This window comes from Streptomyces caeni (genome assembly GCF_042678285.1).
GTDB classification, from domain to species: domain Bacteria; phylum Actinomycetota; class Actinomycetes; order Streptomycetales; family Streptomycetaceae; genus Streptomyces; species Streptomyces caeni.
Map to the genome: position 1 here is coordinate 1 of NZ_JBHUDX010000097.1, position 23,619 is coordinate 23,619.

The 23,619-nt window shown below is 72.2% G+C and carries 15 protein-coding genes and 1 pseudogene; 7 read left to right on the forward strand and 9 right to left on the reverse strand.

Going from position 1 to position 23,619, the window contains the following annotated elements; genetic code table 11:
* Positions 1-454, reverse strand: a 454-nt coding sequence (locus tag ACFSL4_RS31100; protein ID WP_381090279.1) for a maltotransferase domain-containing protein, incomplete at its 3' end; no start/stop codon positions are given.
* 230 nt (positions 455-684) lie between these two features.
* On the reverse strand, positions 685-1,887 hold the full coding sequence (locus tag ACFSL4_RS31105; protein WP_381090282.1) for a S8 family peptidase: 1,203 nt from the start codon (positions 1,885-1,887) through the stop codon (positions 685-687).
* Between the two features lie 373 nt (positions 1,888-2,260).
* Between ACFSL4_RS31105 and ACFSL4_RS31110 the strand changes: the two genes are divergently transcribed.
* The gene (locus ACFSL4_RS31110) at positions 2,261-4,885 is read left to right on the forward strand and encodes a glycosyltransferase family 1 protein (RefSeq protein ID WP_381090285.1); all 2,625 of its coding nucleotides are present in this window, start codon (positions 2,261-2,263) and stop codon (positions 4,883-4,885) included.
* A 43-nt stretch (positions 4,886-4,928) separates the two neighbouring features.
* Here ACFSL4_RS31110 and ACFSL4_RS31115 read toward each other — a convergent pair whose 3' ends face one another.
* The 7 genes and pseudogenes from ACFSL4_RS31115 to glgX form a co-directional block, all read right to left on the reverse strand.
* Positions 4,929-5,438: a DUF1990 family protein gene (locus ACFSL4_RS31115; RefSeq protein ID WP_381090288.1), complete on the reverse strand. Its 510-nt coding sequence runs from the start codon at positions 5,436-5,438 to the stop codon at positions 4,929-4,931.
* A gap of 66 nt (positions 5,439-5,504) precedes the next feature.
* Positions 5,505-7,172 (reverse strand): M4 family metallopeptidase, encoded by a 1,668-nt coding sequence (locus ACFSL4_RS31120; protein WP_381090291.1) that lies wholly within the window; start codon positions 7,170-7,172, stop codon positions 5,505-5,507.
* A gap of 310 nt (positions 7,173-7,482) precedes the next feature.
* The gene (locus ACFSL4_RS31125; protein WP_381090294.1) at positions 7,483-9,519 is read right to left on the reverse strand and encodes a M4 family metallopeptidase; all 2,037 of its coding nucleotides are present in this window, start codon (positions 9,517-9,519) and stop codon (positions 7,483-7,485) included.
* Positions 9,520-9,803: 284 nt separating this feature from the next.
* A pseudogene (locus ACFSL4_RS31130) lies at positions 9,804-10,109 on the reverse strand (ABC transporter ATP-binding protein); the annotation flags it as partial.
* A gap of 224 nt (positions 10,110-10,333) precedes the next feature.
* Entirely contained in the window at positions 10,334-12,199 is a 1,866-nt protein-coding gene (locus ACFSL4_RS31135) for an ABC transporter ATP-binding protein (RefSeq protein ID WP_381090297.1), read from the reverse strand.
* Positions 12,196-13,980, reverse strand: a complete 1,785-nt coding sequence (locus ACFSL4_RS31140) for an ABC transporter ATP-binding protein (RefSeq protein WP_381090300.1) — start codon at positions 13,978-13,980, stop codon at positions 12,196-12,198. The genes ACFSL4_RS31135 and ACFSL4_RS31140 overlap by 4 nt, the downstream gene beginning before the upstream one ends.
* 149 nt (positions 13,981-14,129) lie before the next feature.
* Positions 14,130-16,391, reverse strand: coding sequence for a glycogen debranching protein GlgX (gene glgX, locus ACFSL4_RS31145; RefSeq protein ID WP_381090303.1), 2,262 nt, complete (start codon positions 16,389-16,391; stop codon positions 14,130-14,132).
* A gap of 213 nt (positions 16,392-16,604) precedes the next feature.
* Here glgX and ACFSL4_RS31150 point away from each other — a divergent pair, with 213 nt between their 5' ends.
* The 6 genes from ACFSL4_RS31150 (at position 16,605) to ACFSL4_RS31175 (ending at position 23,582) form a co-directional block, all read left to right on the forward strand.
* Positions 16,605-17,810: a L,D-transpeptidase gene (locus tag ACFSL4_RS31150; RefSeq protein ID WP_381090306.1), complete on the forward strand. Its 1,206-nt coding sequence runs from the start codon at positions 16,605-16,607 to the stop codon at positions 17,808-17,810.
* Between the two features lie 561 nt (positions 17,811-18,371).
* A complete protein-coding gene (locus ACFSL4_RS31155; protein ID WP_381090309.1) occupies positions 18,372-19,625 on the forward strand; it encodes a L,D-transpeptidase in 1,254 nt (417 codons plus the stop codon).
* Positions 19,626-19,707: 82 nt separating this feature from the next.
* The gene (locus ACFSL4_RS31160) at positions 19,708-20,475 is read left to right on the forward strand and encodes an enoyl-CoA hydratase/isomerase family protein (RefSeq protein WP_381090312.1); all 768 of its coding nucleotides are present in this window, start codon (positions 19,708-19,710) and stop codon (positions 20,473-20,475) included.
* Positions 20,476-20,773: 298 nt separating this feature from the next.
* Positions 20,774-21,277, forward strand: a complete 504-nt coding sequence (locus ACFSL4_RS31165; protein WP_381090314.1) for an ATP-binding protein — start codon at positions 20,774-20,776, stop codon at positions 21,275-21,277.
* 290 nt (positions 21,278-21,567) lie between these two features.
* Positions 21,568-22,404, forward strand: coding sequence for a polysaccharide deacetylase family protein (locus tag ACFSL4_RS31170; RefSeq protein ID WP_381090317.1), 837 nt, complete (start codon positions 21,568-21,570; stop codon positions 22,402-22,404).
* Positions 22,404-23,582, forward strand: coding sequence for a YVTN family beta-propeller repeat protein (locus ACFSL4_RS31175; protein ID WP_381090320.1), 1,179 nt, complete (start codon positions 22,404-22,406; stop codon positions 23,580-23,582). Before ACFSL4_RS31170 ends, ACFSL4_RS31175 begins: the two co-directional genes overlap by 1 nt.
* Positions 23,583-23,619 lie beyond the last annotated feature (37 nt).

Here is a 23,619-nt window from a genome sequence, read left to right on the forward strand (position 1 = left end):
TCTTGATCGTGGCCTGCCCCCGCCAGGTGGTGACCGGATCGCTCCACCCCTCCACGGTGTAGGTCCAGTGGCCCTCGGCCGGCACGGAGACGGTGGCGCCCCAGCGGTCGGTGCCGGGTGCCAGTTCGCGCATCGGCGTCCACGGGCCGGGGCGGCCCTCGGGGTCCGTGAGGACGACGTTGGCGGCGACGGCGTCGTGGCCCTCGCGGAAGACCGTGGCGGAGATCTCGAACTCCTCGCCCACCACCGCCTTGGCCGGCCGGCGGCCCTCGTGGACGAGGGGGCGCACGTCCAGGACGGGGATGCGCCCCAGGGATGGTCCGGTGTCCCGTGCGGCCGGCGTGCGCCTCGGGCCCGCGGGGGGTGTCCGCGGGGCGGGGGGATCCGCTTTCCGCAGTGGGGATGGGGCGGTTCCGGGGGCCGTAGGTGCAGGCGAGTGGTGCGTCGGGGGCATGACCGCTCCTGTCCGCGTCAACGATGGTGGACGGTTGAGGGTGTCGGAAGGCGGGCCAGCGGGGTTACCGGAGGAGCCTTCCCACCAGGTGCGGGTGGGCATTCCGGCACTTTGTTAACTACTCGCGCGTATGTCTACGTTCACGTCCGGCCGTATCCGGACAAACGAAAGGGGCCGGCCCCGCCCGGGGGCGAGGGCCGGCAAGCCTACGCGTGCTCGGTGAACCACGGTCAGCGGCGGATGACCCGCAGCAGTCTGTCCGGTGAGCCGGGTCCCGCTCGCGTGATCCTGCCGGAGACCGCCTGTCGGACGAGCGCCCGGCTCACCTGCGCCGGAGTGGCCCGGGGACGGCCCGCCAGATAGAGCGCGGCCGCGCCGGCGACGTGCGGGGCCGCCATCGACGTGCCGGAGAGGGTGGCCGTGCCGGTGTCGCTCGTATACGCGTCGGAGGTGATCGACACGCCGGGCGCGAACAGGTCCAGGCTCGGGCCCCAGTTGGAGAACCCCGCCCGGGCGTCCTTCCGGTCGCTGGCGCCGACCGTGACGGCCTGTGCGACGTGGGCCGGGGAGTACGCACCGGCCGGGCGCCCGTCGTTGCCGGCGGCGACCACGTAGGTCACACCGGAGGCGATGGAGGCCCGCACGGCCGCGTCCAACTGGGCGTTCGCCGGGCCGTTCAGGCTCAGGTTCGCCACCGCGGGTCTCCTGGCGTGCCTGGTCACCCAGTCGATCCCCGCGATGACCTGTGCGGTCGTGCCGGCGCCGGCCTTGTCGAGGACGCGTACGGCGACGACCTTCGCCTTCTTGGCGACCCCGTACCCGCTGCCCGCGACGGTCCCGGCCACATGCGTGCCGTGCCCGTTGGCGTCGGCGGCCGTGCGGTCGCCGTCGACGAAGTCCCAGCCGTAGCTCGCCCGGCCGCCGAAGTCCTTGTGCGAGATGCGGATGCCGGTGTCGATGACGTACACCGTCACGCCGGCGCCCGCGGGATCGGGCCAGGTGTAGCCCCCGTCGAGAGACGGCTCAGCCTGGTCGATGCGGTCCAGGCCCCACGAGGGCGGGTTCTTCTGGACGCGGTCGAGCCAGACCCGGGTGTCCTGGACGACCGAGGCCACCCGGGGGTCCGCCGCGAGGCGCCGCGCCTGCCGTCCGCCGGCCGTCACCGCGTACCCGTGGAGCGCCGTTTCGTAGGTGCGGCTGATGGTGACCCCGTACCGCTCGGCGATGTCCTTGCGGACGGCCGACGGCGCCCCGGCTCCCGCCCTGAGCGTCACGATGTAGCTCCCGCCGACGGCGCCGGAGGTCCCGGCGCCGAGGACCGTGCCTTCCGGGGCCGCCTGCGCGGGCGGGGCGACGGCCGACAGCGCCACGACGGCGGCGGCCGCGGTGAGGGCGCCCCTCCGGCGCGGACGCGCGTTCCTCCTCCGTGCCATGACTCGGGTTCCCTCCTCGACGCGGTGCGCGACGGCCCGGCCTCCGGTGCGCGCGGCCGTCCACCGATGGCCACAGTCGGTAGCCTGTCGTGCGGTGCGAAACGGCACAAGGCCGCCCAGGGCCGCGGAATCGGCCATATCGGCCAGGGGTGGAGTGGTGAAAGGCTGCGCCGCTTTCCGCACGGTTCGCGGCGAAGCCGGCCGCCCCGTCCGGTGCCGGCGGACGAGGCCGCCGGGCCGAGCGGGGTCCGAGCGGGGTCCGGGGGCGGCAGACCGGGGTGCGGCCGCCCCAACGCGCCGTCGCCCTGCGGCGGCCCGCGCCGCTACCGTCGGGGATGACATGCCGCGTACGTCCCCCGTGAAGGTGGAATTCGTGAAGGCAATCCGCAGGTTCACCGTACGTCCCGTCCTCCCCGAAGCCCTTTACCCGCTGAGCGATCTGGCGCGCAATCTGCGCTGGTCGTGGCATGCGGAGACCCGTGATCTCCTCCAGTCCGTCGACCCCGAGCGATGGGCCGCGTCCGGAGGTGACCCGGTGCGGCTGCTCGGGGACGTCGCGCCCGCCCGCCTCGCGGAGCTGGCCGGGGACCGCCGCTTCCTGCGCCGCCTTGCCGCGGCCGCAGGCGATCTGGGCGACTACCTGAACGGCGACCGCTGGTACCAGTCCCACGCGCCCCGCTTGGATCTTCCCGCCGCCATCGCCTACTTCTCGCCCGAGTTCGGCATCACGGCCGCACTGCCCCAGTACTCCGGCGGCCTCGGCATCCTCGCCGGCGACCACCTGAAGACGGCCAGCGACCTGGGCGTTCCGCTGATCGGCGTGGGACTGCTGTACCGGCACGGCTACTTCCGGCAGACCCTCTCACGGGACGGCTGGCAGCAGGAGCACTATCCGGTGCTCGACCCGCACGAACTGCCCCTGGTGCTCCTGCGCGAGCCCGACGGCACCGTCGCCCGGGTCTTCCTGGCGCTGCCCGGCGGACGCCGGCTCCGGGCCCGCATCTGGCTCGCCCAGGTGGGCCGGGTGCCGCTGCTGCTGCTCGACTCGGACGTGGAGGAGAACGACCTCGGCGAGCGAGGTGTCACCGACCGGCTGTACGGAGGCGGCAGCGAGCACCGGCTGCTGCAGGAGATGCTGCTCGGCATCGGCGGGGTGCGCGCGGTACGCGCTTATTGCCGGCTGACCGGGCACGCCGAGCCCGAGGTGTTCCACACCAACGAGGGGCACGCGGGCTTTCTCGGCCTGGAGCGGATCGCCGAACTGCACGATGCCGGACTGGACTTCGACTCGGCCCTGGAGGCGGTGCGGGCCGGCACGGTCTTCACCACGCACACGCCCGTCCCGGCGGGCATCGACCGCTTCGACCGGGAGCTGGTGGCCCGCCACTTCGGTCCGGACGGGGAGCTCCCCCGGATCGAGGTGGAGCAGATCCTGCGGCTCGGGATGGAGACGTACCCGGGTGGCGAACCGAACCTCTTCAACATGGCGGTGATGGGTCTCCGGCTCGGCCGGCACGCCAATGGGGTGTCCCTGCTGCACGGCCATGTCAGCCGGGAGATGTTCGCGGGCCTGTGGCCGGGTTTCGACCCCGAAGAGGTGCCGATCACCTCCGTGACGAACGGGGTGCACGCGCCGACCTGGGTGGCGCCGGAGGTGTTCCGGCTGGGCGCGCGGCAGATCGGCGCGGAGCGCACCGAGGACGCCATGACGGTCGGCGGGCCGGAACGCTGGGACGCGATCGCGGAGATCGCCGATCAGGAGATCTGGGACCTGCGCCGGGTGCTGCGCGAGCAACTGGTGCTGGAGGTGCGGGAGCGGCTGCAGGCGTCCTGGCGGCAGCGCGGCGCGGGGACGGCCGAACTCGGCTGGATCGACGGGGTGCTGGATCCCGACGTGCTGACGATCGGCTTCGCCCGTCGGGTGCCGTCGTACAAGCGGCTGACGCTGATGCTGCGGGACCGGGACCGGCTGATGGAACTGCTGCTGCACCCGCGGCGCCCGGTGCAGATCGTGGTGGCGGGCAAGGCGCACCCGGCGGACGACAGCGGGAAGCGGCTGATCCAGGAGCTGGTCCGGTTCGCCGACGACCCGCGCGTGCGCCACCGGATCGTGTTCCTCCCGGACTACGGCATGGCGATGGCGCAGAAGCTCTACCCGGGCTGCGACGTGTGGCTGAACAACCCGCTGCGCCCGCTGGAGGCGTGCGGGACCAGCGGCATGAAGGCGGCGCTCAACGGCGGGCTCAACCTGTCGGTGCTGGACGGCTGGTGGGACGAGTGGTTCCAGCCGGACTTCGGCTGGGCGATCCCCACCGCCGACGGCACGGGGACCGACGAGGACCGGCGCGACGACCTGGAGGCGGCGGCCCTGTACGACCTGCTGGAGCAGCGGGTGGCGCCGCGCTTCTACGAGCGGGGCCAGGGCGGGCTGCCGGACCGCTGGATCGAGATGGTCCGGCAGACCCTCATGCACCTCGGCCCCAAGGTGCTGGCGGGGCGGATGGTGCGCGAGTACGTGGAGCGTCTGTACACCCCGGCGGCGCACGCCCACCGTGCGATGACGCCGGACGCCGCGCGTGAGCTGGCGGCCTGGAAGGCGCGGGTGCGGGCGGCCTGGCCGGCCGTCACCGTCGACCACGTCGAGACGTCGACGGTCGCGGCCACGGCGGAACTGGGCACGACGCTCTCGCTGCGGGTCCGTGTCGGCCTGGGCGACCTGGCCCCCGACGACGTGGAGGTCCAGGCGGTGTCGGGGCGCGTCGACACGGAGGACCGCATCGCTGACGCCACGGCGACCGCGCTGAAACCGGCGGGTGGCCCGGATCCGGAGGGCCGCTGGGCCTACGAGGGACCGCTGTCCCTGGACCGCACCGGCCCGTTCGGCTGCACCGTCCGGATCCTGCCCGCGCACCGGCTGCTGGCGGGCGGTGCGGAGCTGGGGCTGGTGACGCTGCCGGCGGAGGAGATTGCGGAGGCGGCCGGCGTGCTGATGCGCTGACGGGTCCGGCGCGGCGGCGCACGCGGTGGCGGGGCGCTCGGGGTCAGTCCTCGGACAGGCCCGCGCACAGCCGCCGCAACACCGCTCCGCAGCGCCGCGCGTACGCGTGCTGCAATCCGCGCGTCGCCGGGCCGCCCGCCTTCGTGTACCACTTGGCCGGGCGGCTGAAGGCCGTGATGGTCAGCCAGACCGTGCCGTCGCCGGTGCGGTGGACCACGAACGCCTCCTCGCCGCTCTCGGGGTGTCCGGGCAGCGTGCCGTAGGCCCAGCCCGCGCGGCGGGGTTCGTCGACCGTCCAGACGACACGGCAGGGGGCCTTGATGACGCCGCCGAGGGTGATGGTGACGTCGACCCCGGGGGCCGCCCTGTCCTGGCCGGTCAGGACGCCGACGCCCATCGCACGGTGCAGCTCCCAGGTCAGGAGGGCCTCGGAGGCCCGGCGGAACACCTCCTCGCCCTCGCCGATCCGCGTGCGCAGGTGCAGCGGACGGAAGCCCTCGGGGCAGTGGCCGGCCGTGCGGGTCGCGCCGACTTCCTCGTACGTGAAGGACATGGGCCCCAAGCGTAGGGCGGCCCCCGGCGTGGTCTTCCCGCCGGGGGCCGCCGCGTCCGTCACTCGCTAGTTGACGTTGACCGCGGACCAGGCCGCCGCCACCGCGTTGTACTCGGCGCTGCCGGAGCCGTACAGCGCCGACGCCGCGCTCAGGGTCGCCGTGCGGGCGCCCGCGTAGTTCGTCGTCGACGTCATGTACGTGGTCAGCGCCTTGTACCAGATCTGCAGCGCCTTGGCGCGGCCGATGCCGGTGACCGTGGAGCCGTTGTACGTCGGGGAGTTGTAGGTGACCCCGTTGATGGTCTTGGAACCGCTGCCCTCCGACAGGAGGTAGAAGAAGTGGTTCGCCACACCGGACGAGTAGTGCACGTCGAGGCTGCCCACGCTGGAGGACCAGTAGTCGGCGGAGGAGCCGTCCTTGCTGGGCTTGTCCATGTAGCGCAGCGGGCTGCCGTTGCCGAAGATGTCGATCTTCTCGCCGATGAGGTAGTCGCCGGGGTCGGAGGCGTTGTTGGCGGAGAACTCCACGCCGGTGCCGAAGATGTCCGAGGTGGCCTCGTTGAGGCCGCCGGACTCGCCGCTGTAGTTGAGGCCGGCGGTGTTGGAGGTGACGCCGTGGCTCATCTCGTGGCCGGCCACGTCCAGCGAGGTCAGCGGGTGGGTGTTGCCGGAGCCGTCGCCGTAGGTCATGCAGAAGCAGCTGTCGGACCAGAACGCGTTCACGTACTGGTTGCCGTAGTGCACGCGGGAGTACGCGGCCGTGCCGTCGTTCTTGATGCCGTTGCGGCCGAAGGTGTTCTTGTAGAAGTCCCAGGTCACCTGCGCGCCGTAGGCGGCATCGGCGGCGGCGGTCTGGTCGCTGGTGGAGCTGGAGGCCGTGCCGGTGCCCCAGACGTCGTCCGCGTCGGTGAAGAGGGTGCCGTTCCCCCCGCTCCTGTGCTTCATGTTGTACGTCTTGTGGCCGCCGCGCGTGGTGTCGTACAGCTGGTAGGTCGAGCCCGACAGCGTGGTGTTGAGGGTGACCGTGCCCGAGTACAGGGTCTTGCCGGTGCCGGTCTCGATGCCCTGGTACTCGAACAGCTTCTTGCCGGTGGCGGCGTCGGTGATGACGTGCAGTTCGTTCGGGGTGCCGTCGTCCTGCAGCCCGCCGACGACCGTCTCGTAGGCGAGGACCGGCGTGCCGGAGCCCGCCCAGATCACCTTGCGGGCCGCGCCGCTGGCCGCCGTCCGCGCCGAGCCCGCCGACTGCGCGGCCTTCACGGCCTGCTTCTCGGCCTTCGCGGCGCTGATCTGCGGCTTGAGCGAGGCCACCTTGATGGACGCGTTCGTCGCCCTGGTCACGCCCTGGGGAGTGCCGGACTTCGACTCGTGGACGACCAGGTCGCCGCCGAGGACCGGGAGCCCGGCGTAGGTGCGCTCGTAGCGGGTGTGGACGGTGCCGTCGGCGTCCTTGACGACGTCGCGGACCACCAGCTGTTCCTTGGCGCCGAGGCCTATGGCGCGGGCCGTCTCGGGTGCGGACGCCTGGGCCTCCTTGATGAGGGAGGTGCGCGCGGTCGCGGACAGCGCGAGGGGCGCGGCGGCGAGCGGCTTCGCGGTGCGGCCGGTCGAGGAGGCCGGCGTCTGGGCGGAGGCGATGCCGGTGGTCAGACCGGTGGTGAGCAGTGCTCCGGCCGCGACGACGGTGGCGATGGCCAGAGTGGTGCGCTTGTGGCGCGCGTAGAGGGGAGTCACGCAAGCTCCTTCTGCGGGGGATCCGCGCGGCGTGGGGTGACCGAACGGAAGGGGTGTGAAGTTGCGGTGCGGGTGAATCGTGCGGTGGAAGAGTGGCATCCGGGACGCGTACATGTCAGGAGGGCAAAACGACCTTGGCTGAAAATCGTCTATCCGGTGAACGGCGGCTGCGTGCCACGGCCATCGGCCAGGCCGGGCGCCGGCGGAGCCCCTGCGCGGAGCGCAGCGAAAAGGGGCCGCCCCGGGGGGAGTCTGACCCCCGGAGCGAACCCCCGTCACCGACGCGCCGTGACGCGTCCTCAGCCACGTTCTACGGGAACGTCAGCGTCCAGCCGTTGATGGTGCCCGTGTCGTACGTCGCCTGGTCCTGGACCCTCAACTGCCATGTGCCGTTGGCGGTTTCGGAGGAGGCGTTGACCGTGTAGGTGTCGGTCACATCGTCCGCGGAGTCGGACGAGCTGAAGTTCTTCAGCCGGTACGCGGTGCCCGACGGGCCGATCAGGTCGATGACCAGGTCCCCGCGCCAGGTGTGGGTGATGTTCGGGGTGACCTGGAGGTTGCTCGGCGCGTTGCCGGTGCGGCCGCTCACGGTGATCGACGAGGTGACCGCCGGCCCGTTGTCCGGAATCGACACCGGGGTCGTGCTCTCGTACGACGTGCCGGTGCTCGAGCCGGGGCGCGAACCGACGCCGACGCCCGCCCACGCGTTCTGCACGGCCGTGTACTCGGCGCTCGACGTGCCGTACAGCTCGCCCGCCGCCGCGAGCGTGCCGGTGCGCGCCCCCGCGTAGTTGGTGGTCGAGGTGAACTTGGTGGTGAGCGCCCGGTACCAGATCTGCAGCGCCTTGGCGCGGCCGATTCCGGTGACCGGAAGGCCGTCCGCCGTCGGCGAGTTGTAGCTGACGCCGCCGATGACCTTGGCGCCGCTGCCCTCGCTCAGCAGGTAGAAGAAGTGGTTCGCGGGACCCGACGAGTAGTGGACGTCGATCGACCCGATCCCCGAGTACCAGTTGTCCTTGGACGCGCCGTCCTTGCTGGGCTTGTCCATGTAGCGCAGCGGGGTGCCGTCGCCGTTGATGTCGATCTTCTCGCCGATGAGGTAGTCGCCGGGGTCGGAGGTGTTGTTGGCGTAGAACTCCACGCCGGTGCCGAAGATGTCCGAGGTGGCCTCGTTGAGGCCGCCGGACTCGCCGCTGTAGTTGAGGCCGGCGGTGTTGGAGGTGACGCCGTGGCTCATCTCGTGGCCGGCCACGTCCAGCGAGGTCAGCGGGTCGGCGTTGCCGGAGCCGTCGCCGTAGGTCATGCAGAAGCAGCTGTCGGACCAGAACGCGTTCACGTACGCGTTGCCGTAGTGGACCCGCGAGTAGGCCGCGGCGCCGTCGTTCCTGATGCCGCTGCGGCCGAAGGTGTTCTTGTAGAAGTCCCAGGTCACGGCGGCGCCGTAGTGGGCGTCGGCGCCCGCGGTCGCGGCGTTGGAAGTGGTGCCGTTGCCCCAGGTGTCGCTCGACTGGGAGAACAGCGTGCCGGTGCCGGACGTGCCGTGGTTGAGGTTGTAGGTCTTGTGGCCGCCGCGTGCGCCGTCGTTCAGCGTGTACGTCGAACCCGACTGCGTGGTGGTCAGCGTGACCTGGCCGCTGTACTGGGTGTTGCCGACGCCGGTCTCGATGCCCTGGTACTCGTACAGCTTCTTGCCGGTGGCGGCGTCGGTGATGACGTGCAGCTCGTTCGGGGTGCCGTCGTCCTGCAGCCCGCCGACGACCGTCTCGTAGGCGAGGACCGGCCTGCCGCTCGCCGCCCAGATCACCTTGCGGGGCGCGCTGTCCGCGGCGGTCTTCTTCGAGCCCGCCGACTGTGCGGCGCTCACGGCCTGCTTCTCGGCCTTCGTGGCGGTGATCTGCGGCTTGAGCGAGGCCACCTTGATGGCGGCCCGGGTGGCCTTGACGACCCGTTCGGTCTTCCCGGACTTGGACGTGTCGACCACCAGGTCGCCGCCGAGGACCGGGAGTCCTGCGTAGGTGCGCTCGTAACGGGTGTGGAGGGTGCCGTCGGCGTCCTTGACGACGTCGCGGACCACCAGCTTCTCCTGGGCGCCGAGGCCGATCGACCGGGCGGTGTCCGCCTTCGCCGTGTCGGCGTCCCGCATCAGTTCGGCGCGCTGCGAGGGGGAGAGCTTCAGGGCCGCGTGGGCGGGGTTGATCTTCCCGGCGGCGGGGCGGGCCGGTGCGGCGCTCGCGGCGCCCGCCTGGACGGCGGCGGCCAACAGGGCGGAGACGCCGACGAGGGCGACGGCCGCGGCGCGGCGGGAAGGGGTGTGGGGGGTGCGTCTGCGAGAGGAACTGCTTCTCAACACTGACTCCTTCTGCGTGGCCGCGGATCGCGGCCAGGGGAGACCGGACGGAGGTTGGGCCGTCCGGGCAGAACAGGCGGAACGCGGAACCAGATGCATCAAGGTCACGGGCCGTACGGCGCGGCGGTGGTGCCGTGGGGTTGCTGCGACGGGGCCGTGGGAAGCGTCGCAGAGGGCGCGCAGAGTTGTCAGGAGCGCATCAAGAACTTGGCCGGAAATCGTTCGTTGCCCGGATGGTCATGTTCGCTATACGGACTATTCAGAAAGGCGTCACCGGGGGCGGTGACCGTCCGGAAGCCGACGTCCATCCGCACCCGGGTCATCCTGCGGTGCCGCATGATGCCCGGCCAGGCGTTGAACGAGCCGACCGCGGACAAAGGCGGTGGCCCACCCGGCCGGCGCGCCCATGTCGCCCGGCTCCGTTGCCTCACCGAGCGCGCGGGGCATCAGGTACGGCGCCGCCGCCGGCGGCACCATCCACGTGCTGCCGGGCAGCGCCCCGGCCCGGCTGCCGGGCCACCAGCCAACCACAGGCACCGGGCACCGCCGCGGCGGTCGGGCGTCCCAGGATCCTCGTACGCGTCGATCACCCGTCCGTTGCCCAAAGCCTCAGTGACGTCCAGCAATCAGACGTTTGCGCCTGGAAGGTCCGTGACGGTGTCACCGGAGCGCGAGTCGCGCCCCGGAGTCCTGACGACGGTCTCCCGTTTCCTTCTGCCGCTGGTGCGGCAGCGTTGCGCCACCTGCCCGCCCGCCCCGGCCGGTGTTCCGGCCAGGGCGTTGGCAGCGGGTCTTGTGGTCGGCTCCACGGCACTCACGCCAGGCTGTCCCGCCAGGCCCGGTGCAGATCCGCGAACCGCCCCGTCCCCGCGATCAGTTCGGCCGGGCTGCCGTCCTCGACGACGCGGCCGTCCTCCATGACCAGGACGCGGTCGGCGATCTCCACCGTCGACAGCCGGTGCGCGATCACCACCGCCGTACGGCCCCGCAGCACCGTCGTCATCGCCTGCTGCACCGCCCGTTCGCCGGGGACGTCCAGGGAACTGGTCGCCTCGTCGAGGATCAGCACCGCCGGGTCGGCCAGCAACGCCCGTGCGAACGCCACGAGCTGGCGCTGCCCGGCGGAGATCCGGCCGCCGCGCTTGCGGACGTCCGTGTCGTAGCCGTCGGGCAGTGCGCTGATGAAGTCGTGGGCGCCGATCGCCTTGGCGGCCCGCTCGATCTCCTCGCGGGTCGCGTCCGGGCGGCCGATGGCGATGTTCTCGGCGACCGTGCCGGAGAACAGGAACGCCTCCTGCGTCACCATCACCACCCCACGCCGCAGTTCGGGCAGGGCGAGGTCGCGCAGGTCCACGCCGTCCAGCAGGACCCTGCCCCCGGAAGGGTCGTAGAAGCGGGCGAGCAGCTTCGCGAGCGTCGACTTGCCGGCGCCCGTCGCGCCGACCACGGCCACCGTCTGCCCGGCCGGGAGCGTCAGCGAGAAGCGGGGCAGCACCTCGCCGCCCGTGCGGTAGGCGAACCGGACGTCCTCGAACACGACCTCGCGGCCCGGCTGCGCACCCCGCAGCGCCGGAAGGCGCTGGGGCACGGACGGCTCGGGCACGGACGGCGTCTGGGCCAGCAGTCCCGCGATCTTCTCCAGCGATGCCGACGCCGACTGGTAGGAGTTCAGGAACATGCCGAGCCGGTCGATCGGGTCGTACAGGCGCCGCAGGTAGAGCACCGCGGCCGCCAGCACCCCGAGGGCCAGTGAGCCGTCCGCCACCCGGTAGGCGCCCCACAGCACGATTCCGGCCACCGCCGTGTTGGCCACCAGCCGGGAGGCGGTGACATAGCGGGCCATCTCCAGCAGCGCGTCCCCGTTGGTCCGCTCGTGCCGCTTGTTGAGGACGCGGAAGCCGGCGTCGTTGGCCTCCTCGCGGCGGAAGGCGCGCACCGGACGGATGCCGTTCATCGTCTCCACGAACTTCACGATGACCGCGGCGATCGCCGTGGACCGCAGCCGGTACACCCGCCCGGCACGCCGCCGGTAGTTCCGCACGAGCAGGTACAGCGGCACGAAGGACGCCACCGCGACGGCACCCAGCCCCACATCCAGCCAGAGCAGCATCGCCGCGATGTAGACGAACGACAGGATGACCGTCACCAGTTCCTGCAGGCCCTCGCTGAGCAGCTCGCGCAGCGACTCGACGTCCGTCGTGGAACGGGAGATCAGGCGGCCCGAGGTGTAGCGCTCGTGGAAGTCGACGCTCAGCGCCTGAGCGTGGCGGAAGATCCGGCCGCGCAGGTCCAGCAGCACGTCCTGGTTGACGCGGGCGGAGGCCACGATGAACGCGTACTGGAGTCCGCCGGAGGCCAGCGCGCACAGCAGATAGCCCGCCGCCACCGCGATCAGCGGGCCGTGGTCGTGGCCGCGGAAGGCGGGCACGGCATCGTCGATGGCGTACGCCACCAGCATCGGGCCCGCCTGGACGGCCGCCTGCTGGAGCAGCAGCAGAACGGTCGTGGCGGCGACACGCGCCCTCATCGGGGCGAGCAGGGAGCGCAGCAGCGCGGCGGTCGCGCCGGGCGGGGCGGGCAGCACATCACGGTCGAAGGCGTCGTCGCCCTGGGGGCGGGGGGCCTCCGGCTCGTCCTCGGCGGTCTGCGCGGTGGCCGAAGGCGTCGTCGGCGCCGTCATCGCTCGTCCTCCCCTTCCCCGGACCCGGACATCAGCTGGGCGTACTCGGCGTTCGTGCGCAGCAGTTCATGGTGGGTGCCCACGGCGGCGATACGGCCGCCCGACAGGAGGGCGACCCGGTCGGCGAGCAGGACCGTGGACGGGCGGTGCGCCACGATCAGGGCCGTGGTGTCGGCGAGCACCCGCCGCAGGGCGGCCTCGACGGCGGCCTCCGTGTGGACGTCCAGGGCGGACAGCGGGTCGTCCAGCACCAGGAACCCGGGCCGTCCGACGACGGCCCGGGCCAGCGCCAGCCGCTGCCGCTGCCCGCCGGAGAGACTGAGGCCCTGCTCACCGACCTTGGTGTCCGGGCCCTCGGGGAGGGTGTGCACGAAGTCGGCCTGCGCGACGGCGAGGGCGCGCTCCAGCTCGGGCGCGCCCGCGGTGTCCGGGGCTCCCATGAGAACGTTGTCGCCGACACCGGCGGAGAAGAGGGTGGGCTCCTCGAAGGCGACGGCCACCTTGGCGCGCAGCTCCGCGCGGGTCATCGCCGTGATGTCCGCGCCGTCCAGCGTGATGCGGCCGGACGTCACCTCGTGCAGCCGGGGGATGAGGGCGGTCAGGGTGGTCTTGCCGCTGCCGGTCGCCCCGACGAGCGCCATGGACTCACCGGGGCGGACGTGCAGGTCGATGCGGTCGAGGACGGGCGCGGAGCCGGGGGGAGCGTCGGGGTAGCGGAACCGCACACCGTGGAAGCGGAGCCCCCGGTCGGCGGAGGCGGCCGGCCGGACGGCGGGAGCGGTCTCCTCCTCCGGCTCCTCGTCCATCACCTCGAAGTACCGCTCCGTGGCCGTGGCCGCCTCCTGGCTCATCGCCAGCAGGAAGCCGATCGAGTCGACGGGCCACCGCAGCGCCAGCGCCGTGGACAGGAACGCCACCAGCGTCCCCGCGGACAGGCCGCCGTCCGCCACGCGCACCGTCCCCAGCACCAGCGCCGCACCGATGGCCAGTTCCGGCAGCGTGACGATGACGGCCCAGATCGTCGCCAGCAGCCGGGCCTTGCGCAGTTCCGTCCCGCGCAATGTCCCCGACAGCTTCCGGAAGGCGAGTGCCTGGCTCCGGTGCCGCCCGAAGCCCTTGATGATGCGGATGCCGAGCACGCTCTCCTCGACGACCGTCGTCAGGTCGCCGACCTGGTCCTGTGCGAGCCGGGCGACCCCGGCGTAGCGCCTTTCGAAGATCGCACAGGTGACCATCACCGGGACGGCCGGCCCCAGGATCACCAGTCCCAGCGTCCAGTCCTGCGCCAGCAGGATCAGCACGCCGACGAGGATCGTCACCCCGTTGACCAGCAAGAAGGTCAGCGGGAAGGCGAGGAACATCCGCAGCAGCATCAGGTCGGTGGTGCCGCGGGAGAGCAACTGGCCGGACGGCCAACGGTCGTGGAAGGCGACCGGAAGACGCTGCAGGTGCCGGTACAGATCCGCCCGCATGTCCGCCTCGACCCGCGACAGCGGCCGCGCCACCAGCCAGCGCCGTATCCCGAACAGCACCGCCTCGGCGATGCCGAGCAGCAGCAGGTACAGCGCGCCGAGCCACACGCCGGCCGGATCCCGGTCGGCCACCGGCCCGTCCACCATCCACTTCAGGACGAGCGGGATCACCAGACCGGTGCACGACGCCAGGATCGCGACGAACGCGGCGGTCAGCAGCCGTACCCGCACCGGCCGCACATACGGCCACAGACGCAGCAGGGTACGGACGGCGGAGCGGTCCTCGGCGGGTGTACGTGTCGTCGGCATCAGCAGCGAGCCTACGGATCGGCACTGACAGTGCCCACCGAGTTTTGGCCGGACCTGGATCCGCCGCGAGTCCCGCGACCTGCGCGTCCGCGGCGGCCCGGCCACCCGCGGCCGGAGGGAGCGGCACCGCGCCGTCAGCCGATCGGCCGTCAGTCCGCCACCCGCAGCAGCAGCACCGACCGCGCCGGCACCGTCACCGCGGCCCCCGCCCGGTGCGGCGTGCCCGGCGGCTGCGCCTGTTCCTCGCGGGAGGTGTCCACGACCAACTCGTACCGCCGCGCCCAGGGCGGCCCCGGCAGGACGAAGTCCACCGGGCGGTCCCCGGCGTGCAGGACCGTGAGGAAGCTGTCGTCCACCACCGCCGCGCCCCGGGAGTCCCGGCCCGGTATGTCGCGGCCGGACAGATACATGCCCAGGCTCGCCGCCGGCGCGTACCAGTCGCCTTCCGTCATCTCCGTCCCGCGGGCCGTGAACCACGCCAGGTCCCGCAGACCGTCCGCGGAGTGGGCCCGCCCGGAGAAGAACGCCCGGCGGCGCAGCACCGGGTGGCGGTGGCGCAGCCCGACCAGACGGGAGGTGAGGTCGAACAGCGCCCGCCAGCCCGGGTCCTGAAGCAGGCTCCAGTCCAGCCAGCCCGTCTCGTTGTCCTGGCAGTAGGCGTTGTTGTTGCCGCGCTGGGTACGGCCCATCTCGTCGCCCGCCACCAGCATCGGCACGCCCGTCGACAGCAGCAGGGTGGTCAGCAGGTTCCGCATCTGGCGGCGGCGCAGCGCCCGTACCCGCTCGTCGTCCGTCTCGCCCTCCGCCCCGCAGTTCCAGGAGCGGTTGTCGTCGGACCCGTCGCGGTTGCCCTCCCCGTTGGCCTCGTTGTGCTTGCGTTCGTACGACACCAGGTCGCGCAGCGTGAAACCGTCGTGCGCCGTCACGAAGTTGACGGAGGCGTACGGGCGCCGACCGCCCCACGCGTACAGGTCGCTCGAACCCGACAGGCGGTATCCCAGGTCCCGCACGTCCGGCAGCGCCCCGCGCCAGAAGTCCCGCACGGCGCCCCGGTAGCGATCGTTCCACTCCGTCCACAGTGGTGGGAAGGCGCCGACCTGGTAACCGCCCGAGCCCACGTCCCACGGCTCCGCGATCAGCTTCACCCGGCGCAGCACCGGGTCCTGGGCGATCACCGCGAGGAACGGGGACAGCATGTCGACGTCGTGCATCGAACGCGCCAGTGCCGCCGCCAGGTCGAAGCGGAAGCCGTCCACGCCCATCTCCGTCACCCAGTAGCGGAGGGAGTCGGTGATCAGACGCAGCACCTGCGGCTGCACCACGTGCAGGGTGTTGCCGCAGCCCGTGTAGTCCGCGTACCGGCGCGCGTCCGGCTGCAGGCGGTAGTAGCCGCGGTTGTCGATCCCCTTCAGCGACAGCGTGGGGCCCAGCTCGCCCGCCTCCGCGGTGTGGTTGTAGACGACGTCCAGGATCACCTCGATCCCGGCCGCGTGCAGCGCCCGGACCATCCGCTTGAACTCGCCGACCTGCTGGCCGGTGGTGCCGCTGGACGCGTAGGCCGCGTGCGGCGCGAAGTAGCCGATCGAGTTGTAGCCCCAGTGGTTGCGCAGGCCCCGCGCGAGCAGATGGTCCTCGTGCGCGAACTGGTGCACCGGCAGCAGCTCCACGGCCGTCACACCCAGCGTCACCAGGTGCTCGATCGCCGCCGGGTGAGCGAGGCCCGCGTACGTGCCGCGCAGTTCCTCGGGGACGCCCGGGTGGCGCCGGGTGAAGCCGCGCACGTGCAGCTCGTAGATCACCGAGTCCGCCCAGGGCGTCTTGGGGCGGTGGTCGTCGGCCCAGTCGTCGTCATCGTGCACGACCACGCCCTTGGGGACGAACGGCGCCGAGTCCCTCTCGTCCCGCACCGTGTCCGCCACCCGCTGGTCGGGCCAGTCCCGCACGTGCCCGTACACCTCCGGCGGCAGGGTGAAGTCCCCGTCCACGGCGCGCGCGTACGGGTCGAGGAGGAGTTTTGCCGGATTCCAGCGGGCGCCGGTCCACGGGTCCCAGCGGCCGTGCACCCGGTAGCCGTACCGCTGCCCCGGCAGCACGCCCGGCACGAAGCCGTGCCAGATCTCGTGCGTCAGTTCCGTCAGCCGCACCCGCGTCTCGCGGCTCCCGGCGCCGCGCCCGTCGAACAGGCACAGTTCGACCGCCTCCGCGCCGCCCGCCCACAGCGCGAAGTTGGTGCCCACGGCACCGTCCGGGCCCGCGTGGAAGCGCGCCCCGAGCGGAGTGGGCGCGCCCGGCCACACGGGCACGGCCGGCACCGGGTGTCGGCTGCCCTTCGGCACGGCGGCCGGGCCCGCGGACCGTCCCCCGTCCGCCCGCCCCTGCTGCACTGCCTCCTGCTCGGCTGCGCTCGACACCTGTCGGCCTCCCGCGGCTCGGTGGGACGGCACGGAAAAGGGCGCGCGCGGTGCCCCGCCCCTTCGTGGCCCGTTCGCCTCGGGGGTCCCCGAGCGCGCCCCTGCGCCCGGGCGGCGCGGCTCCCCGTCGTGTCGTCCTCCCCACTGTTCTGCCCAGAGCGTGGCTCGCACTCACGTTTCCCCAGCGGGGGCCGGGTCGTTGGGATGGTCGTGATGCACGTACAGATGCGCGCGCGGCGCGCAGCAGCCGCACTTGCCGCCGCACTGACCTGGGCCGGCCTCCTGGCCGGCTGCACCTCCCACGGACTCGACGACGTGCTCGGCAAGGCGCCCGCGCCCGAGGAGTTCATCAGCGTCACCCCGGACGACGGCAGCAGGGCCGTGCCCGCCGGCCGCCGGCTGCGGGTGCGGGTGCCGAGCGGCCGCCTGGAGTCGGTGACCGTCGTCAGGTCCCTGGACGCGCAGGACTCCCCGGTGCCCGGGCACCTCTCCGCCGACGGCCTGCTCTGGGAGCCCGACGCCCCCCGCCTCGTCCTCGCCGCCAAGTACACGGTCGACGTGGTGGCCCTCGACGTCCGGGGCCGCCGCTCGGCCCGTCACGCCGTCTTCACCACGTTCGTGCCCGACCGGCGGTTCATCGGGTACCTCACCCCGGAGGACCGCTCGACCGTGGGCACCGGCATGATCGTGTCCCTGCAGTTCAACCGGGCGATCGAGAACCGGGCCGCGGTCGAGCGGGCGGTCCGGGTCACCGCGCGGCCGGCCGTCGAGATCCGCCCGCACTGGTTCGGCAACGACCGTCTCGACTTCCGGCCCGAGGAGTACTGGAAGCCGGGCACCACGGTCACCGTCGCGCTGCGGCTGCGCGACGTGGAGGGCGCCCCCGGTGTGTACGGACTGCAGTACAAGACGGTCTCGTTCGCCGTCGGCCGCAGCCAGGTCTCGCTCGTCGACGCGAGCGCCCACACCATGAAGGTCCGTCGCGACGGCGAGCTGATCGCCACCGTGCCGATCACGGCGGGCGCCCCGGGGACCACCACCTACAACGGGAAGATGGTGGTGATGGAGATGCTGAAGGTCACCCGCATGGACAGCCGTACGGTCGGCTTCGGCGGGGAGTACGACATCCCCGACGTCCCGCACGCCCTGCGCCTGACCGGCTCCGGCACCTTCCTGCACGGCAACTACTGGGCCCCGGACGCCCCCGGACACGTCAACGTCAGCCACGGCTGCGTGGGCCTCAGGGACGTCAGGGGCGGCGGCTCGGACACCCCTGCGGGCTGGTTCTACGACCGCAGCCTCGTCGGCGACGTGGTCGAGGTCGTCGGGAGCGACGACAAGAAGGTCGCCCCCGACAACGGGCTCGGAGGCTGGAACATGAGCTGGAGCCGGTGGAAGGCGGGAGGCGCGGCCGCCTAGGGGGTGTTTCGAAGGTCCTGTGCGGTGCCCGCGGTGTCCGGTGCGGCGAGAGTGCGTGCCGGGCGCCGGGGGGTGCTGTGCGGGACTTTCGAACCCCCTAGCGCCCCGGCAGGCGACGTCGGCCCCGTCGCGCCGCGCCCGTCACGCTCCCCCGAGCTCTTCGAGCAGGGGCACCCCCACCCCCACTCGCCGCACCGGCCGAAAGTCCGGGTACGTCCAGTACGAGGGCTTCCGGCCGGCACACCGAGAGCGCGCTCCCTCTCGCTCTCGGCTCCGCTCGCGCGGGCGGTGCCACCACGGCGCCGCTTCTCGACGGGCAAAAGTCGCCTGCCGGGGCCCTGGCCCGGCACACACGGCAGGTGTGTGGCACGCGCTGCACACTCGGTACGCCGGGTGCGCGCCCGCAGCCGCCCGATGCTTCTCCGCGCGGTTCACTTTGGGACTGAACGGTGACAATCGCGGGGAGTCATCGGGCCGGGGGGTGTGATTAATTGGCGCAATGCGCGCGTGGGTCGCGCTGAAGTGCGGGCCTCATCAGGCCGTGCGAGGGGAGACGGGAACGTGAACGGGCGACCGATATCGGGGGCGTCGGTTGGTGTGCGGACGCGGGGACGCAGGGGACTGCCGGCACTGATACTCGGTGTCCTTCTGCTCACCGCCACCGCGTGCGGCGGGGGAGGGGGCTCCGGCACGGCAGGTTCCGGCACGGCGGGCTCCGGCGATGGCGGGGAATCCGGCAAGACCGGCACCAAGCAGTCGCAGGCCGTGGTCGCCATAGCCCCGAAGGACGGCGCCAAGGCCGTGGAGACCAGCGGCGCCCTGAAGGTGAGCGCCGCCAAGGGCAAGCTGACCGAGGTCACGGTCAAGGACCCCAAGGGCCGCGAGATCCCCGGGACGATATCCGGCTCGGGCGCCACCTGGACGCCCTCGACCCATCTGGCCGCGGCCACCACGTACAAGGTCCACGCGGTCGCCAAGGACCCGGCGGGTCTCACCTCCGCCGAGGAGTCCTCCTTCACCACGCTCACCCCGAAGAACACCTTCGTCGGCAACTACACACCCGAGAACGGCTCCACGGTCGGGGTCGGCATGCCGTTCTCGATCCGCTTCACCCGGGGCATCACCCACCCCGAGGCGGTGGAGAAGGCCATCACCTTCGAGACCGAGCCGGCCGTCGAGGTACGCGGCCACTGGTTCGGCAACGACCGCCTCGACTTCCGGCCCGAGGAGTACTGGAAGGCCGGCACCAAGGTCACCGTGAACCTCAACCTCGACGGCGTCGAGGGCAGGCCCGGCGTCTACGGCAAGCAGGCCAGGACGGTGACCTTCACCATCGGCCGCAGCCAGGTCTCCACCGTCGACGCCAAGGCCCACAAGATGGTCGTCAGGCGCGACGGCAAGGTCATCAAGACCCTTCCGATCACCACCGGCAAGCCGGGCTACGACACCTGGAACGGCCAGATGGTCATCAGCGAGCGCCTCGTGGTGACCCGGATGAACGGCGACACCGTCGGCTACGGCGGCGAGTACGACATCAAGGACGTGCCGCACGCCCAGCGCCTGACCGACTCCGGCACCTTCATCCACGGCAACTACTGGGGCGGCGGCGCCTTCGGCAACTACAACTCCAGCCACGGCTGCGTGGGCCTGCGCGATGTGCGCGGCGGCTACGACAAGTCGGTGCCGGCCGCCTGGTTCTTCAACCACTCGATGATCGGTGACGTCGTCGTCGTGAAGAACTCCCACGACCGGACGGTCGCGCCCGACAACGGGCTGAACGGCTGGAACATGCCCTGGGACGAGTGGATCAAGTAGCGATTCGCGCCTTGGGGCCCGGTGTGCCGCTGTGAGCGAGCACACCGGGCCCGTTGCCGTTAGTGCCCGTTAACCTTCCTGCATGACTGTGCATCTCGAAGTCGCCGAGGGTGTGGGCACCCTCCGCCTGGACCGCCCGCCCATGAACGCGCTGGACGTCGCCACGCAGGACCGGCTCAAGGAACTCGCCGAGGAGATCACGCGCCGCGACGACGTGCGCGCCGTGGTGATCCACGGCGGGGAGAAGGTGTTCGCGGCGGGCGCGGACATCAAGGAGATGCAGGGCATGGACCACACCGCGATGGTCCTGCGCTCGCGCGCCCTGCAGGACTCCTTCACCGCCGTCGCCCGCATCCCCAAGCCGGTCGTCGCCGCCATCACCGGCTACGCCCTGGGTGGCGGCTGCGAGCTGGCGCTGTGCGCGGACTACCGCATCGCCGCCGAGAACGCGAAGCTGGGGCAGCCGGAGATCCTGCTGGGCCTGATCCCGGGCGCCGGAGGCACCCAGCGGCTGGCGCGTCTGATCGGTCCGTCCAAGGCCAAGGACCTGATCTTCACGGGCCGGATGGTGAAGGCGGACGAGGCGCTGACGCTGGGCCTGGTCGACCGGGTGGTGCCGGCCGGGGAGGTGTACGCCGAGGCGCACGCCTGGGCCGCGCGGCTCGCCCAGGGCCCCGCGATCGCGCTGCGCGCCGCCAAGGAATCCATCGACACGGGCCTGGAGACGGACATCGAGACGGGTCTGACCGTGGAACGGAACTGGTTCGCGGGCCTGTTCGCGACGGAGGACCGCGAGCGCGGAATGCGCAGCTTCGTGGAGGAGGGGCCGGGCAAGGCCAAGTTCGTCTGACTCCGCCGCGGTCCGTCACCCTCTTCAGGCCGGCGCGCTTGCCGTTGACGAGATGCCTTGCCCGGTGTCCTCCGAAGGGGCGGTTTATCGGAGTCTTAAGACACCCTTAAACCGGCTTCGTTCGAGCGCGCCCGGTTATTGCCCCCAACTGGCCTGTTTCCGCAGGCCAGTTGGGGTGTAAGGGATTCCGGATTGCGTATGTCATATGCCGATCGCAAGAATCGGAATGTATGTTTCCGGAGTGGTTACTCACCGGTAATGCCGCCCGATGGCCCTGTGGACGGCCATGATGGGGGGCATGGCGGGGCTGGAGGGTGTCGAACAGCCGCGGCGGCGCGGGAGTGCCACTGCGGCACGCTGGTCACCGGCGATCGAGGACGAACGAGCGCTCAGAGCGCTGGAGCTGTTCGGCAGTCCGGCCGAGGCGGAGGCACTCCTGCCGTCCCTCCCGGAGTCGGCGGCCACGGCCCGCCGGCTCGCCCAGGTCGTGATCCTGCGCCACTGGGGACTCTCCCCGAAGGTGGCCGAGGACGGGGTCCTGCTCGTCTCCGAACTCGTCGGCAACGCCGTGCGGCACACCGGCGCGCGGGTCTTCGGGCTGCGCATGCGGCGGCGCCGGGGCTGGGCCCGCGTCGAGGTGCGCGACCCCTCCCGCGGTCTGCCCTGTCTGATGCCGGTACAGGAACTGGACGAGAGCGGCCGCGGCCTCTTCCTCGTCGACAGACTCGCCGACCGCTGGGGCGTCGACCTGCTCCCGCGCGGCAAGACGACCTGGTTCGAGATGCGGGTCGCCGACCGCTGACACCCCCCCGGCGGCAGAAGCCCCGACCGCCACGCGGCCGGGGCCTTCTCGGGCGCCGCGAGCGGAGCCGGGGTGTACGCCGCGGCATCCGCGACGAACCGGTGTCCGGGTCAATGGGTGACTGCCGCGCGATCGGCCATCGCAGACGAGCGCGGCCGACCGGAAACCGGTTTCGATCCAGGAACCGCGCCGGTGCGGGGCCCGTGCGCGGTACGGGGAACCGGCGCCGTCGCGACCCGCCCCTGGCGTCCACGACCCAATCGGCGGATTTCGCACAGTTTCGCCCTTAAATGGGATGCGTGACCACGCCCGCCCCCTCCGCCCCGCCGGGCCGTGCGACGGGCACCGCACCGACGGTGCCCGACCGCCGCTCGGCACTGCGCGCGGGCGCCGGGCTCGCCGGTGCCCTCACCACCGGCTGTTGCCCCGGCGACGCCGCACGCCCGTCGCGCCCGGCCCGCCCCTCCCGGGCCCCGGACGCCTCCGCCGGCTCGCACCCGGCGGCCGCGCCCCGCGCCTTGGCGCGGCAGCCCGCCCAGATCGCCCACGGCCCGCGCGACCGTCCCCGGGTGGCCCTCACCTTCCACGGCCAGGGCGACCCCGCCCTCGCCACGTCGATCCTCGGCACGGCCGAGAGGGCGGGCGTGAAGATCACCGTGCTTGCGGTCGGCACCTGGCTGGACGAGCACCCGGGCGTCGCCCGCCGCATCCTCGACGGCGGTCACGAGCTCGGCAACCACACCCTGCGCCACCTCGGCATCAACGCCATGCCCGAGGCCGAAGCCCGCGCGGAGATCCAGGGATGCGCCCACCGGCTGCGGCGGCTGACCGGGTCGATCGGCACCTGGTTCCGGCCCTCCCGCGCCCCGCGCGCCACCCCGCTCGTCGAACGGCTGGCCCGCGACGCGGGCTACCCGCACGTCCTGTCGTACGACGTCGACTCGCTCGACTACACCTCGCCGGGCGCCGCGGCCGTCACCCGCAAGGTCATCGGCGAGGTCCGCAACGGATCGGTGGTGAGCCTGCACTTCGGGTACGCGGACACGCGCACCGCCTTCCCCGCCCTTCTCCACGAACTCGACCGCCGCGGCCTGGCCGTGGTGACCACCACGGAGCTGCTGAGCTGATGCACCCCACCATCATCGCGCGCGTACTCGTCGCCGGCGCCGCCCTCGCCGTGCTCGCCGGCTGCACCGGCGGTTCCCCGCACAGGGACCGGGCCCTCGCCTCCAAGACGCCCGTGGGCCGCGCCGAGCCGCAGCAGCGGGCCGTCCACGCCCTGCCGGGCATGCCGCCCGTGCTCGACCCGAAGGACGTCTACGCGGCCGACCGGCCCGGTCTGCTCTCCCCGGCGGTCAAGGACGTCCCGTCGCGCGTGTACGTCCCCAACACCAACTCCGACACCGTCTCGGTCATCGACCCGGAGACCTACGAGGTCATCGACACCATCCCGGTCGGCCACCAGCCCCAGCACGTCGTCCCCTCCTGGGACCTCAAGACGCTCTGGGTCAACAACGACCTGGGCAACTCCCTCACCCCCATCGACCCGAGGACCGGCGAGGCGGGCACCCCGGTCGCCGTGCACGACCCGTACAACCTCTACTTCACGCCGGACGGCAGACACGCGGTCGTGATGGCGTCCAAGGACCGGCAACTGGTCTTCCGCGACGCGCACACGATGAAGGTGGTGAAGACCGTTCCCGTGAGCTGCTACGGCGTCAACCACGCGGACTTCTCGCTCGACGGCCGCTACTTCATCGTCTCCTGCGAGTTCAGCGGCGAACTGCTCAAGGTCGACACCGAGAGGATGAAGGTGGTCGGCCGGCAGCGGCTGCCGTTCCACGACGCCATGCCGCAGGACGTGAAGGTCTCCCCGGACGGCAAGCGGTTCTACGTCGCCGACATGATGGCGAACGGCTTGTGGGTGCTGGACGGCGCCCGGTTCGCCCCGCCGTCCTTCATCCCCACCGGCAAGGGCGCCCACGGCCTCTACGTCAGCCGGGACTCCCGCGAGATGTACATCTCCAACCGGGGCGAGGGAACCATCTCCGTCTTCGACTTCGCACACAACCGGCTGACCAGGACGTGGCGCCTGCCGGACGGCGGAAGCCCCGACATGGGGGGCGTCTCGGCCGACGGCAGGGTCCTGTGGCTGTCAGGCCGCTACCACTCCGAGGTGTACGCGATCGACACGCGGACCGGTGAGCAACTCGCCCGCATCAAGGTGGGCGGCGGGCCGCACGGCCTCGCCGTCTTCCCGCAGCCGGGCCGCTACTCTCTGGGACACACCGGCGTCTTCCGCTGACCGGGCCGTGCCGCCCCTTGACCGCGGACGCCGGGAG